15 protein-coding genes are annotated in these 13,470 nt (G+C 62.6%); 11 read left to right on the top strand and 4 right to left on the bottom strand.

Going from position 1 to position 13,470, the window contains the following annotated elements; translation table 11 throughout:
• Window positions 1-12 precede the first annotated feature (12 nt).
• The 4 genes from CFB39_RS37765 to CFB39_RS37750 all read right to left on the bottom strand — a co-directional run bounded on the left by CFB39_RS37765 (window position 13) and on the right by CFB39_RS37750 (window position 2,673).
• Window positions 13-510 (bottom strand): hypothetical protein, encoded by a 498-nt coding sequence (locus tag CFB39_RS37765; RefSeq protein ID WP_089476872.1) that lies wholly within the window; start codon window positions 508-510, stop codon window positions 13-15.
• A 196-nt stretch (window positions 511-706) separates the two neighbouring features.
• The gene (locus tag CFB39_RS37760) at window positions 707-1,114 is read right to left on the bottom strand and encodes a polymer-forming cytoskeletal protein (protein ID WP_089476871.1); all 408 of its coding nucleotides are present in this window, start codon (window positions 1,112-1,114) and stop codon (window positions 707-709) included.
• Between the two features lie 12 nt (window positions 1,115-1,126).
• Window positions 1,127-1,942: a hypothetical protein gene (locus tag CFB39_RS37755; protein WP_089476870.1), complete on the bottom strand. Its 816-nt coding sequence runs from the start codon at window positions 1,940-1,942 to the stop codon at window positions 1,127-1,129.
• A 122-nt stretch (window positions 1,943-2,064) separates the two neighbouring features.
• Complete coding sequence (locus tag CFB39_RS37750) at window positions 2,065-2,673, bottom strand: DUF1845 domain-containing protein (RefSeq protein WP_089476869.1); 609 nt, start codon at window positions 2,671-2,673, stop codon at window positions 2,065-2,067.
• Window positions 2,674-3,289: 616 nt separating this feature from the next.
• Here CFB39_RS37750 and CFB39_RS37745 point away from each other — a divergent pair.
• The 11 genes from CFB39_RS37745 (at window position 3,290) to CFB39_RS37700 (ending at window position 13,404) form a co-directional block, all read left to right on the top strand.
• The gene (locus CFB39_RS37745; RefSeq protein ID WP_060321642.1) at window positions 3,290-3,556 is read left to right on the top strand and encodes a hypothetical protein; all 267 of its coding nucleotides are present in this window, start codon (window positions 3,290-3,292) and stop codon (window positions 3,554-3,556) included.
• The gene (locus tag CFB39_RS37740; protein ID WP_089476868.1) at window positions 3,553-4,827 is read left to right on the top strand and encodes a hypothetical protein; all 1,275 of its coding nucleotides are present in this window, start codon (window positions 3,553-3,555) and stop codon (window positions 4,825-4,827) included. Before CFB39_RS37745 ends, CFB39_RS37740 begins: the two co-directional genes overlap by 4 nt.
• A gap of 167 nt (window positions 4,828-4,994) precedes the next feature.
• The gene (locus CFB39_RS37735) at window positions 4,995-5,480 is read left to right on the top strand and encodes an NADAR family protein (RefSeq protein ID WP_089476867.1); all 486 of its coding nucleotides are present in this window, start codon (window positions 4,995-4,997) and stop codon (window positions 5,478-5,480) included.
• 80 nt (window positions 5,481-5,560) lie between these two features.
• Entirely contained in the window at window positions 5,561-6,916 is a 1,356-nt protein-coding gene (locus tag CFB39_RS37730; protein ID WP_089476866.1) for a metallophosphoesterase family protein, read from the top strand.
• 198 nt (window positions 6,917-7,114) lie between these two features.
• Complete coding sequence (locus tag CFB39_RS37725) at window positions 7,115-7,636, top strand: hypothetical protein (RefSeq protein WP_089476865.1); 522 nt, start codon at window positions 7,115-7,117, stop codon at window positions 7,634-7,636.
• On the top strand, window positions 7,624-9,945 hold the full coding sequence (locus tag CFB39_RS37720) for a nuclease SbcCD subunit C (RefSeq protein WP_089476864.1): 2,322 nt from the start codon (window positions 7,624-7,626) through the stop codon (window positions 9,943-9,945). The genes CFB39_RS37725 and CFB39_RS37720 overlap by 13 nt, the downstream gene beginning before the upstream one ends.
• A 79-nt stretch (window positions 9,946-10,024) precedes the next feature.
• Window positions 10,025-10,201, top strand: a complete 177-nt coding sequence (locus CFB39_RS40485; protein WP_179257805.1) for a hypothetical protein — start codon at window positions 10,025-10,027, stop codon at window positions 10,199-10,201.
• A gap of 22 nt (window positions 10,202-10,223) precedes the next feature.
• Window positions 10,224-10,412, top strand: a complete 189-nt coding sequence (locus tag CFB39_RS37715; RefSeq protein ID WP_089476863.1) for a hypothetical protein — start codon at window positions 10,224-10,226, stop codon at window positions 10,410-10,412.
• Window positions 10,413-10,472: 60 nt separating this feature from the next.
• Window positions 10,473-10,880, top strand: coding sequence for a hypothetical protein (locus CFB39_RS37710; protein WP_089476862.1), 408 nt, complete (start codon window positions 10,473-10,475; stop codon window positions 10,878-10,880).
• Between the two features lie 86 nt (window positions 10,881-10,966).
• Window positions 10,967-11,530, top strand: coding sequence for a phospholipase D family protein (locus CFB39_RS37705; RefSeq protein WP_089476861.1), 564 nt, complete (start codon window positions 10,967-10,969; stop codon window positions 11,528-11,530).
• A 71-nt stretch (window positions 11,531-11,601) separates the two neighbouring features.
• Window positions 11,602-13,404, top strand: coding sequence for a phosphoadenosine phosphosulfate reductase family protein (locus CFB39_RS37700; protein WP_089476936.1), 1,803 nt, complete (start codon window positions 11,602-11,604; stop codon window positions 13,402-13,404).
• Window positions 13,405-13,470: the final 66 nt, after the last annotated feature.

The raw sequence follows: 13,470 nt of genomic DNA, 5'->3' as shown, positions 1-13,470 counted from the left end.
GCTCTGTCGAAGTTATTGATCGAGAGCGGTGAACCGAAGCTCGTAGTGACCGCCGGGGAACGGAACCACGGTCGTTCCCTTCCGAGCGAGTTTTGCTGTCACCCGGGTGAGTGGCATTCCACGAGCTTCAACGACTTGGGACTTGCACGGGCCGTTCTCGACCTCCTTGATCCCCACGAGCACCGTGTCTTCCGCTTCGATCGTCAAGCTGAGCGCTCCGTCTGCGTCCGAGTCGGGGGACAGTGATAGAGCGCGCCCGACAGTTCGCTGATTCGAAGTCAGAGTCGTGGTCGGGCCGTTCACCGTGCATGTAGCATATCCGACGCTCTGTCCGTTGGTCATCGCGAAAGGGATGAGGCGACCCGACGGGTCAGTGAAATAGTGCGTGCTGGCTACCAGTGTCTGCCCGTCTTTTTGCCAAGCGATGTTGAAGCCGTTCAAAAGCTGGTCGTCAGCAGCTGCATGTGCCGTGACGAGCGCAAGGGCGATTGCGGCGAGAGTTTTTTTCAACGGGTCGTCCTCGATTGGATGTAGTGGTTTTAGGATGCAGTCCGCGAGTTTCTTTATCGGCTAGCATTTACGGCAGTAATGATCGCATCTTCTTTCCGAAGTACCCAAGTTGGCTCGGTGGCATCAGTGAAGGCAAGCGGATTGAGAGCCATGCCACTGCGCCGGACATACGCGGCCACGCATTTGCTCGAATTGTTCAGGACGTAGGGAGAAACGCTGCGTTTGAGGTGTCGGCGACCGGTGTCACGGTGGTCTGCGCTTCGATTACCAGCTCGGGCGGTACGCGCTTGAGCTGACCGTTGAGCGCGGCGTGCGCCCCGAGTCTGATTGTTCCGCAGTAGAACACGTTCCCGAGCACGCGCCCATTGATTTCGAGCACCTCGCGCGCGTGGACGTCGCCTTCCACGGTCCCATCGATTCGGACAATTTCACCCTGAACCTTGCCCTTGACGATGCCGCCGGCCCCGACGTGGAGCAGGCCGTCGGTGGAAATGATGTCGCCGTTTGCGAGAGCGAATACGCTCAGGCCGTGGTCGAGGATCATGTTGCCTTCGACGACCAGGCCGGGCATGAGGACCGTCACGTTGTTCGGTTTCGCTTTCATGGTGTGCCTCTTTCAGAAAAGTGGAACGTCGCCGGTCTTGGCGGGCGGCGAAGATTTCGGGGAGTGTTCGGTCTTCGTGGGTTCGTTATGCGGCGTGGATGCCGTCGCCTCCGTGGTGGCCGGCTCCTGGCGCTGGCGACTAGGGGCGCGGTGGATCCGGTGGCGCGCGACTTTCGGTTGTTCTGCGGGCTGCACCGTGGGCTGTGCTGCGACGGGTGCCGGCGACGTTGCGGGCGGCGGTCGCGAAGCGGTTTGAGCGGTAGCGACCTGTTGCTGGCCGGCGGCTTGGTTCGAGGTCGCGCGCGCGGCTCGGATCGGTGACGCGGCAGCGTTTTCCAGGTCGGTCGCGGAGGAGGGCATCGCGGCGGTTGCCGGCGCCGTCGACCCTCCGGACTCGCTGGTCCGCAGCGCTTGTGCGTCGATGCGTGACGTGGCCGCCGGCGTGCGATCGGCTGGCTCGGCAAAGTCCGAACCGGTGAGCGGCCGTCGGACCCCGGGCGGCGTCGAGGCTGCGGCGGGCGCGGGCGGCGTGGTCGCAGTATGTGGGGTCGACCGCTCAACGTGTGCAACGGCTTGCGGGGGATGGAGCGCGTGCCAGAGCTTTGCCACGCTGATGCCCGTGAGTCCGGCCGCCGCTACACCAGCAAGGACGATGGCGGCCGGCCGGGCGACGTTTCGGCAGGCCGAAGATAGTCGAGCGGTGACGCGCTCGCGCGCCGATTCCTGCCGGTCAGGAGCAGGGAGCGCCCGCACATGGCTGGTGATGTCGATGACGACGGGTTGCGACGAGTATTGGGCATGTAGCGCCTGGATCTCTCGAATGTCCAAGATTTACTCCGTAGATGATCGGTACGTCGCGACGCCGTTCGAATGCGCGACGGGCTCGAAACGAGCTTATTCACCGGCCGGCAATGTCAAGTCGGTCGGATCGTGCAGCAGGTGATTCCGGGTCAGTCGCGTGCGGTGCCGTCGGCGTCGTATCGGTCGTTGTCCGGGATGCACGCGGTTCTCACGTGCAGGATCCGGCCTTCGGCGTTTTTGAGGATGTTGGCCCGATCCTGCGGCGTGATCTTTTCCGCGAGCTGGGCCTCCATCGACGCGACGAACAGGCGGTCGTATTGGGTCAGGCACCTGACCAGCAGGCCGGCCAGCGGCCGCGTCACCTTCAGTTCGATCTGCTCGTACGGAAACGTCAGCGCGCGCGCGTTGTGCCGCTCGACCCACGCGGTGGCTTTCCGCATCCAGTCGGCGGTTTCGCGCAGGGCAGTCTGGACGGCGAGCACCTTGCCGCCGCGGGCAACGGCGATCTTGGCTGCGCAGAAGTTGTAGTCGCTCCGGATGAACGTGCGTGCGAAGACAGAGCTGTAGTGCAGGATCGTGACCGCGTCGGAATCCGGCACGATCTTGTCGATACGGCTGTCGCTCGTCAGGCGCTGGATCGGCTTCAATCCTGTCGACGTGGCGAGGCGCACCGGCGGCTCGTCGGTGGGCGGGGTGCTTTGCGCGGGCGTGTCAGATTGCCCGCGCCCTTCGTGCGGTGGTTCGAGAACGGCAGACATGATTTTTTCGGGTGGTCTCTCTCATCGATGATTCTGAGCGAGCCACCGGATGCACGTACCGGCAAAAGCGAGCCTGTTTTCGTGAGCTTTTCGGGGAGCGCATCCCGGAATTACCGCGATACTGACTCTACTTCTCGCGTCCCTGACGCATCGACCTTGACTTCGCTGGCCGAAGTCCATCTTTTGTACAAGCCGTGCCTATGGGCATGCTCCGACTGGTTGGCAACCAGTGTGGAATTCACTTCTGATGAGCGCCTCGCCCGCGCTCCCCATTTCAGTCATAAAACTCGTTGCTGGCCGCATTCACTTGCGCCGCGACGTCGTTCGACCCCGGATAACGGGTGTCTCTCTCCAGGCCTCTGTCTGGGTAGAACGACTGTAGTCGACTGAGCCGTGAACCTGCGTCGGAATGGCACTTCCGAAAATGGGCTGTAGCGCAGCGTGACCATGCTGTGCGAGGACGACCTAACGTCCTCTATATGAGCCGACCGGCTCCCTGAGCACCACGTCCCCGGAAGGGACGTGGTGCTTGGGTCATTTCACCGAATCCACGAAGCGCGTTCCTCTGCCGAGGAACGCGCTTTTTTTTCGTCATTTTTCTGTCCCGGAGGTACCTGTGCTTCCCAATCGTCTCAATTCCCGGATTGCCGACGTGATCAGTCAAACGATCGCCGAGGAAAGGTCGGCCACCGACACGACGTCACCCGCCTGGCGGGAGCGTTGCGAAGTGGCCCAGGTCGCGATGTTCACCGACTCCGATCGCCGGATTTTTCTGTCCAGTATCGCCCACCGCCGCGGAGAGGCGGCTGCCAACGCGCTCGAGCAATCGGCGGATGCGTTGCGCACCCAGGCGATCTTCAAACTTGCAAGGAAACCATCATGAATGCAGTTGTCAGTTTGGCAGGTGGCCCCGTACGGAGCGTCGTCGAAGAGCGGGCGATGCGCCCGCCCGTGATCGGGAAGATCCGGCCCGGCATCAAGGTACTGACGTCGTCAGCCCGGGGCAATCCGGATGCGGTTGCGCTGTACGAAGCGATGGTGGCCGCCGGCGACTCGTTCGAGACGATCGGCAAGGCGATCGAGTCCCGTTGTCGACTCAGGAATGCGCTGGCGCCGCGCAACACCGACTACTTCACCTGCCGGCGCTCGGACTTCAACAATCCGGCGGTCGCTGACGAGATACTTCGGCTCTACGGCGAGGACCGCGGGCAAGGCGTCAGGCTTTACCGCTTCCCGGTACTGTTCGCCTTCAACGACTGGATGCAGAACATCCCCAACCAGATGGCGGCGTGGGGCACGAGTGGCCGCAAGTACTTCTCGGAGTACGGGCATGACGGGCTCCGTTACTGCAAGACGTACGCGAAGGTCGAGCGTGATCCGCACGCGACGCGCGCAGTTCGCCAATTCGGCGGCCGCGACGTGATCTTCCGTCAGGATGACGCGATTCCCGACGGAGTCTGCAACCCCGAGCAATGCCCGCAGTACCAGGGGCGGCAATGCAACCTCGGCGCGCAGTTCATCTTCGCGATTCCCGACATCAAAGGTCTGGGCCTGATCGAGCTTCCGACGAACTCGATTTACGTGCTGCAGAAAGCGTACGCGGCGATGAAAACGGTCCAGCTGGCTCGCGGCAAGCTGACGGGGACGAAGTTCTGGATCTCGAAGCGGGAATTCGACATCACGCGTATCAACGAGGCGGGCGAGGCGGTGCGTCAAATGCAGATGCTGACCGTGCTCGACGCTGACATCGACATCGGCGCGCTGCTCGACGGCGCTGAGGATGTGCCGTTGACGATCGAGGATTCGGGAACGACCACGCAGAGCGATCCTGGCGGCACGGTGATTCAGCTTCATCCGGCAGACGGCGGGAGCGATGCTGGGCACGCTAGCAGTGACGAGCCCGAGGATGGCCCGCCGGAGACCATGGAAGAGAAGCGTCATCGCATGCAAGACCTGCTGCAGCGTCTTCGCTTCGTTGAGGAAGAGGAACGCAAGTCGTTTCGCATCTACGGTCACTCCCGATTCGGACGTGGCTGGACGGAGCGGCCCGCCGATCTCGACAAGATGATCGCGCGGCTGCAGACCGGGCTCATGGATCCGCAAGCACTCGATCGCGAGATCGGTGAGGCGGTCGAATCGTTCCGCAACGCGTAACTGATTCCCCTTTCGCCGGCCCTTCGGGGCCGGTGTCTCTTTCTACATCGCGCACCTGAGAGTCCTTCAGCAAAGTCATTTGCTCAAGTGCTTTCGACCGCGTGCCTCACGCATCGAAATCGTCCGCGCAAGCGGCCATCTCTTGACCCATCCCTCTGGAGGATCCCATGCGCCGGATCGGCAACATCACGGCGTTTTTCGGCGCCGCCGACGTGTTCAGCAATTGGCACCCGTGCAGCTTCACGTTCCACGAAGTCACCTTCAACTGTGTCGAACAATTCATGATGTACGCGAAAGCTATGCTGTTCGATGACCACGCGACAGCGGAAGCAATCCTGTCGTCGACATCGCCACGCGAGCAGAAGCGGCTTGGCCGTTCGGTACGCGGCTTCGACGAGGCCCGTTGGCTAGCGGCGCGCGAGAAGATCATGTTCGTAGGCTGTCGCGAGAAGTTTCGACAAAACGAGGCTCTCGCGAACGCGCTGCGCGCGACCGGGACGTCGGTTCTGGTCGAGGCGAGCCCGTATGACCGGATCTGGGGCGTCGGGCTCGGCGAACAGGATCCCCGCATCGCTGATCCGTCCGCCTGGCAGGGGTTGAACCTGCTCGGCAAGGCGCTCATGCACGTGCGGGACGCGCTTTCTCGATCGTAACTTTTCTTTTTGCGCCGCATGCCGGCGCGGATCTATCTCTGGCTGCCTGCGGGTGGCCTTTTCTTTTTCTGGAGGCGTTGATGAAGATCGCGCATTTTTCTGACTTGCATTACGCGCCTGAACACCTCGACGAGGCGGACCGGTGCTTCTCGTATGCGGTAGGTGACGCGATAGCACGCGAGGTCGAGGTGGCGGTGATCAGCGGTGACTCGACCGACCATCGGCTCGATGCCCATGCGCCGGCGCTGAACTCACTCGCGACTCAGGTGCACCGACTTGCGCAAGCGATGCCGGTGCTGATGCTGCAGGGCACGTTCTCGCACGAGCCGCCCGGGACACTCGACAACTTCGCGCTGATGGGCGCGCGGTATCCGGTGGCCATTGCGGACCGCGTCTGTCAGGTTGCTCTCTACGATGGAAACTTCTGGTTCTCGCGTGGGCCGGTCTTCGACGACGACGAAGTGCGACACCATCTGTACAGCGAGCCCGAAGCGATCTTTACGTGTCTTCCGACGATGAACAAAGCGGAGCTGGCGCTGCGCGTCGGGTCGCTGGCGGCATCGACTGATCTCGCGGATACCCTCGCAGGGTTCCTCGCTGCTGCCGGCCGGGTCAATGCGGCATTCCGAGCGGCAGGCGTCCCGACGATCGGAGTGTCGCACGGCACGGTGAACGGTTGTCAGACGGAACACGGCGTCACGATGGCAGGATTCGATCACGAGTTCAGCCTGAGCGCGCTGTTTGGCGCGGAGTGCTCGGCGTTCATGCTCGGTCACATCCACAAGCACCAGACGTGGGAGCGCGAGGGGCGGCTCGTGGGGTATCCGGGTTCGATCGGGCGTTTCCACTACGGTGAGCTCGGCGACAAGGGCTACCTTTCGTGGGAAGTTTCGGCGAACGACGCTCATGCGGCGCTGGTTCCGACGCCATCTCGTGAAATGGTCTCGGTTGCTTTTGACGGGCCGCCTGACACGAACGAGCTCGAAGCGCTCGCGGCTGCGTCCGCCGGGAAGTTCGTGCGTATTCGCTGGCAGATCGACGAAGAGCATAAGCAGTTGGTCGACCGCAAGGCGATCGAAGCAATGTTCTCGACGGCCGCCGGCGTGAAGCTCGAGCCGCGCGTGCTTCCTGTCATGCGTAGCCGGGCAGAGGGGATCAGCACGGCGCCGACGGTCGACGCGAAGCTGTCCCGATGGTGCGAGCTGGCCGACGTCGATGCTGTTCCGCTGGTTGACCGGCTGCAGCTGCTCGAGACCGGGGAGCCGGACGCGATCGCGCAAGCAATCCTGGCGCGTTTAGCCAGTGCTGACGAGCCCGCTGGTGGTCAGCCCGTCACGCCGATCGTCGAGTCGGCCTTGCCGCTGGCCACAATGGCGACTATCGCGGCGGCCGCTGACGAACAATCCTGGCTCATCGACGATTTGTTTGCGGCGTAGCTTGGCCCACGGACGGTTTGCATCCCGTCATTTTCGAACACTAGCCGTGTTCCGATAGCCCGTGTGGCTATCGAAACGAGGTTCACCCCGCGCCCATTGGCGCATCGAACGCAGCATCGCTGCATCCAGTTTCTTTCTACCCTGACGGGGCGTGTTCCCCGTCAGGGGCGCACTCCGTCTTCATTCCGGAGTGTGCTCATGTTTGGTCTCTATCCTGCTGGCGTCCGTTGGGCGCAAACCTATACTGCGTCCACCGACGCCAAGTCGCTGCAGAAGCTCCTCGTCGACCATGGCGGGTGCACTGCAGCTCTCTTTCATCAACCGTTCGGTGCTCAGCGCGGCGCTGTCATCGCGCAACGCGATGGCCTGTTCGTCCTGACCCATGTGATCGAAGCCGACCAGGCTGAAATCGTGGTCACGCCGGGCGTCGAACTGCAGAACCTGCTCTGGTCGTTCGACTCGGGCTACTCGGGTCAGTGGTCGGGGCGCGAGCTGCAGATCCTCACGGGTTGTCCCGATTGGGACGCGGTGCTCAAGCAGACGTCGGACGCGTTCCGTCGCCTCTGCGGGACGGTGCAGGCTGCTGTCGATGGCACGTTGGGCAAGCCGGCTTCCCGGCCCGAGCCGACGCTGACGATCGACGACGATGACGTGCCGTTCCTGCCTGACGACTATCTGCAGCCCATTACGCTCGCGGAGATCCAGTCATGCGACCACTGAAACTGTTGCTTGAAGGGTTCCATGGCGTGCGGGACGGGATGAAACGCGACAGCGTCGAACTCGATCTGGAGTCACTGCCCAATGGATTGATCGCGTTGACGGGGCCGAACGGCGCCGGCAAGACGACGATCATGGACAACCTCCATCCGTACCGGATCATGCCGTCGCGCGCGTCGAAGCTCTCGGTCGATGCGTTCTCGTACTGGGATCACATCTGCGGGGTGCAGGCGCGCAAGGAGTTTGAATGGGAGCACGATGGCTTGTGCTATCGGTCGACCTTCGCGTTCCGCAAGCCCGGCAAGACCGGCAAGGCGAATTACTTCCTGTTCTATCGCTCGACCGATGGCGAGTGGCGGCCGGTATCGCTGCCGGACGGCACCGTGTCGGATGGCAAGAGCGAAACCTACGATCGATGTGTTGACGCGATCTGCGGTTCGCTCGAGTCGTTCTTCACGAGCGTATTTTCGGCGCAGAACCGCCGGCCGCTCGCGTCGTACGGAGCGAGCGAGATCAAGGCGTTGCTCGCTGAACTGCTGAAGATCGATCACCTCCGTGCGTTGTCGACGAAGGCTGCAGAGGTCGCGAAGGTGCTGGCCCGGCAACTTGGTGTGGTGCAGCAAGACCTCACGGCATTTTCTGGAAAGCGTGAGCGGGTCGGTCAGATGCGCAAGGCGATCGCGATGGACGTTTCGGAGATCGCTGCCGCGCGCGAGCAGCGCACGACTGTCCAGGCGGAGATCGCGACGCTGACGCAGCAGCACGCCGTGTTGGTTGCCAAGCAAGGCGAGAACGCGGCTGCGGCGGCGCGACTCGGGGAACTGGGGGCGCGTCGCAACGAGCTGCGGACTTCGCTTGATGCCGTGGAGCGTGACGGGCAGGCGGAGCAGCAACGGTTGTTGCAGCGCGCGACGACGATTCGTAACACGATCGCCGGCCATGCGGCCGTTGTTCGGCAGCGTGAGTCCATTCTTGGCGCCGCAGCGGATCGCGACGATGCACAGCTTCGGCTCAGCAAGGCCGAAGCACTGTTCGAACCTTTGCAGCGCGCGATCGACGAGCTTGACGCGAAGCGACTGCGGGCAGCAACGGTCGGATCGACGCTCACCAGCCTGCAATCGGAGGGCACGACCAAGGCCGACTTGATCAAGAGCCTGACCGAGCAATCGGCGGTCATCGGCTCGGTGCCGTGTGCGGGGATGGATATTCACGTGACGTGCCCGTTGCTCGCGCAAGCGAGGAGCGCGGCACAGCAGGTGGACGTCCAGACCATCTCGTTGAACGACCTTCGGACCCGGTACCGCAGCCATAAGGCGGAACTGGATCAACTGGCGCCGGCTGTTGAGGCGTTGTCTGCGAAGCGCGCCGAACTGCAGCGCGTCAATTCGGAAATCGCGGCGGCCCGGCAGGCGCTGCAACGTGCAACCGAACTTGCCGCACGAAAGCCGCTGCTCGATGCAGCTGAAACCGGGATGCAACAGGGCCAGGCGGAACTTGCGTCGCTCGAAGTTGAGCGAGGCGAGGCGTCGAAGCGTCGAGAGACCGAGACGGTGCGGATAAACGGCTTGTTGCGGGAGGTCGAGGCGGAGGTGTCGCGTCTGGCTTCTGTCGATGTCGCGCAAGCGATTGCGGATGTCGATCGCCAGTTGGCCGCTCGACGCGAGACCTGCACGGGGCTGGATGCCAGGATCGAAGCATTGATCCGGAGTCAGGCTACGGGAGAAACGACGCTGGTAACGCTCGAGCGCGAGCTTGAGGGCTTTTCAGCGACGCAGGCACTCGCAGAGCGCATCTCGGACGAGATCGCGAAGTGGAAGCTGTTGGCGAAAGGGCTGGGCAATGACGGCGTGATCGCGCTGACGATCGACGACGCAGGCCCGGCACTGACGCAGACGGTGAACGACCTGCTGCTTGCGTGCTACGGCACGCGGTTCACGGTCGAGATCCAGACGCAGCGCACGCTGGCCAATGGTGACACGCGCGAGGGATTTGAAATCCTCGTGCACGACGCCGAAAGCGACAGCAGCAAAGCGGTTGGCGTGATGTCTGGTGGTCAGAAGGTGTGGATCAACGAATGCCTGACACGGGGCGTCGCCCTGTACATCGCTGGTAACGCGGGACAACCGTACGAGACGCTGTTTAGCGACGAGTCGGATGGTCCGCTTGATCCCGATCGCAAGGTGCAGTTCATGCGTATGAAGCGCGAGGTGCTGCGTCAGGGCGGGTATGCGCGAGAGTTTTTCATCTCGCAAACGCCCGACCTGATTGCGGAGGCCGATGCGGTCATCGACGTGGCCGCACTCGCGAGGTAGTGCAGCACACATTTTTAACCCTGGTGGGGACCGTTCCCCACAGGGGCGTTCCTCGCCTTTTTTCTTTTCGAGGAACGCAATGAAACTGAAGTCCAACTCTGTTGCTCTGCATCGAAGCCTGACGGTTTCGGTTCGCCCGAAACCCATCCGCATGGGTACAGAGCACGTCTACGAGCTGAACGGCTCGCGGCTGCGCGACGTGCTGGTTGATGGGTGCTGGGTGACGGTGGCCGCTACGGCTGTCGCCGTGTCCTGAATCGTCGACGGAGGAGTGTTCGATGGACGGGATGACGAACCTGGTGATGCTGTTGATCGCGATGCACGGCGGCTCGCAGCCGCCGGCCATGCGCTACGCGGTGGCTTCGCAGGCCGTGAATAGGTGGCCGCCTATGAAAACGGACGCGGTCATCTGCAAGGATGGCCAAGTTCACACTTTTCCCGCAGGGCGCCCGAAGCCTTGCATCTAATCCGTTGACCAACGGCCCCGCTCTCGTAAGAGAGTGGGGCCCTTTTTTTAAGGCCGCTATATGCCACTCCTGAATGTTGATCTTGTTCAGCTCGCGTCGAGTGTCGTGCCGCAAGGCGCGCGAGATTCGTTCGACTCGATGTCGGTTCGGGCGCGTCTGGCGACGCTATCGATCACCGCCGATCAAGCAGAGAACTCGTCGGTGCGTGATGTTGCAATGCATGCGCTGACGGTGATCGACGCCCCGGCATACGTCGGCCTTTCGGCGGTCCGAATCGCGCTCCAATCCAGCTGCGCGCTACTGCGCGTTCCCGCCGATCGCTTCGACTTTCTCGTTGCGGTTGGCAGTTCAGCTGTTCCGCAGAAAGAGGGGTACGCGGAGTTCGCCAAGTGGCCGCGGAGAGACAGCGATCGGTGGCTTTTGACCGTCACCGCGCGTGATGTGGAGAAAGTATTGGCGAACCGCTAATTCGTTCGTCACAACGTTTCGATGCCGTCTCTCAACGCCCCGCACGGGAACGGAGGGGCGCTCTTTTTTCCTTTGGAGATACCTCTATGAAGAAGCAAATCGGTTGGGCCGTGCTGGTGGCATGGCTGTGCTGTTGCGTTGCGATCGCGCTGGGCGGCCGCGCACAGGCGGAGACCCTGCCGCGGGTTGAAATTGCGTTCTCGCCGGATGGTGGCGCTGAAGCGCTGGTGCTGCGGACGATCGGCGAAGCTCGCCAGTCGATTCGCGTGCTGGCCTACTCGTTTACCGCTCCGGCGGTAACTCGAGCGTTGATCTCCGCGAAGCGGAGAGGTGTCGACGTCGCGGTGACGGTCGATGCCCGCAGCAACCTCGACGAGGATCGCAGCGGCCGAGCACGTGCCGCGCTCGGCGCGCTCACGTACGCCGGGATCACGGTTCGTGTCGTGAGCAGCTACTCGGCCCAGCACTCGAAAGTCCTGATCGTGGACAACGTGACGGTACAGACGGGCAGTTACAACTATTCGCAGCAGGCGGCCCGGTACAACTCGGAAAACGTAGTGGTTCTGCGCGGCGACGCGCGGATCGCGGACGTCTATCTGAAGAACTGGGAATCGGTCTCTGCGCGCGGCGAACTCTACCGCGCGCCCTGATCGATACCTATCCTCAACCCATGCGGGAACGGCTCCCGCATGGGGCTGTTCCCGTGCACGTGGAGCAGCAAATGTTTTCTGAAATCTTGACGCAGATGGAAGCGGCGATCGACGGCCTTGTCACGCTAATTCGAGAGGGCTACACCCTCTCGAACGCGTTGAGCGGTGGGAAGGACTCAACCTGTACGGCGATCCTCATGCTCGAGGCGGTGCGGCGTGCCGGCACCGACGTGTCGCGCGAGCACTTCGTGACGAGCGCAGACACGACAATCGAAAATCCGAGTATGCACTGGCACCTTCAGGTCATGCTGGACGAGATCGGCGACGCGTATCACGATGCTGATGTCCCGGTTTCCGTGCACGTTGCGAAGCCGTCCCTTGCGTCGCAGTTCGTTGTTGCGACGATCGGGCGCGGGACGCTTCCGCGCACCCCGGAAAACGGGGTGAAGAACGGAAAGCGGATACGTGCCTGTGCGGCGGACTGGAAGGTTGACCCGCAGAATCGCCTGCGCGTCACGCTCGAGCGTTCGGCGGCCGTCGGCGGCAGTGGTGAAGTCGTCACCATTCTCGGCAACCGGTTTGGAGAAAGCGGCAGTCGCGCGGCGGCCATGGCCGCTCGCAACGAGAATGCGCTGAGACCCGTCCGGAATGCGGACGGATTTCTCACGTTTTCGCCGATCGCCGAGTGGTCCACCGACTGTGTATGGACGATGCTTTCGCTCTTCGCGGAGGATTCAGACCGTCCCTTTCCGTCGCCCGTGTCCAGCGAGTCGATCCGGCGCCTGTCAGATCTATACCGCGCCGGGAACGAGGGGACTTGCGGTGTGATTCTGGGAGAGGGCGGCGCGCGCGCCGCGTGCGGGTCTCGATTCGGATGCGCGTTCTGTTGCGTGACCGGCGAGCGCGATCGTTCGATGGAGTCAATGGTGAAGGAAGCTGGCCACCGTCATCTGGAGGGCCTGAACCGCTTTCGCAACTACCTGATGGCCGTGCAATGGGATCTCGGCCGTCGCGAGCTCGTCGGCCGGAAGCTGAGCGACGCTGGGTATCTGGCGGTCAAGCCGGACGTTCTGTCGTACCTGGAGCGTGTTCGATTGCTGCAGTACCTGCTCACCCTCGACGCGCTTGAGGTCGAGCGCGCTGAGCGGCATGAGGGCGCGTTGGCCACGGGCGAGATACCTGACACACCCAAGAACCGCGCGCTCTGCGACGTTCAGTTCGAGATGGTTGCGCCGGCGCAGCTGGTCGCGATCGATTTTTATCTCTCGATGCACCACTACGCACCGCATGCGTTTCCAGCGCTGTCGGTCTGGTTCGACGTGCATAGGCTCGGCCGGCGCTACCATGTTCCGGTCCTCGATCCGTTGCCGAAGATCGACATCCCGCATCATGGGTGGTTCTTCGTCGGCGCGTACGACGCAGAGGTGCCCACGGATGGGCTCCGAGACTACGCCGCGGAACAGTGGAACCGCTATGTCCATCCCGATCGGCCGAGCCGATATGCGCGCACACGATCCGGTGAGCAGATCGTCTATTTCGAAGAGAGTGACCAGTTCGAGGTAGACGTTGAGGCAGCGTGTGCGTTCGTGACCTGCAGTTTCGATGCTGGGTGGTCTGTGAAGGCGCAGCAGCACTCGGGGATGGAGTCGGCTCGGTTCTGGTTGAACGAGGGCATTCTGAGGCTTCCGGACGGTATGGCGGGCCGGTATCAGGAGATGGCCAAGCGTGGGCAGTACTTCGCGCATCTCGCCGAGCGACACAACCTGACGCCAGCCGAGCTTGATCGATTTCTCGTCGACCGCGCGATATCGAACACCGAGCACCTCACCATGCTGAACCTGGCGCCTGTCGATATGTTCTCGCAGGCGGCTTGAAGCTCGACACTTTGGAACAAACCCGGTGCGTCTGCACCGGGTTTTTTTCTGCCTGCCGCCTCCGTT

The organism is Burkholderia sp. AU6039, assembly GCF_002223365.1.
Taxonomy (GTDB): Bacteria; Pseudomonadota; Gammaproteobacteria; order Burkholderiales; family Burkholderiaceae; genus Burkholderia.
Note: the sequence above shows the minus strand (reverse complement) of the source record. Positions and strands in the feature narration are given on the sequence as shown.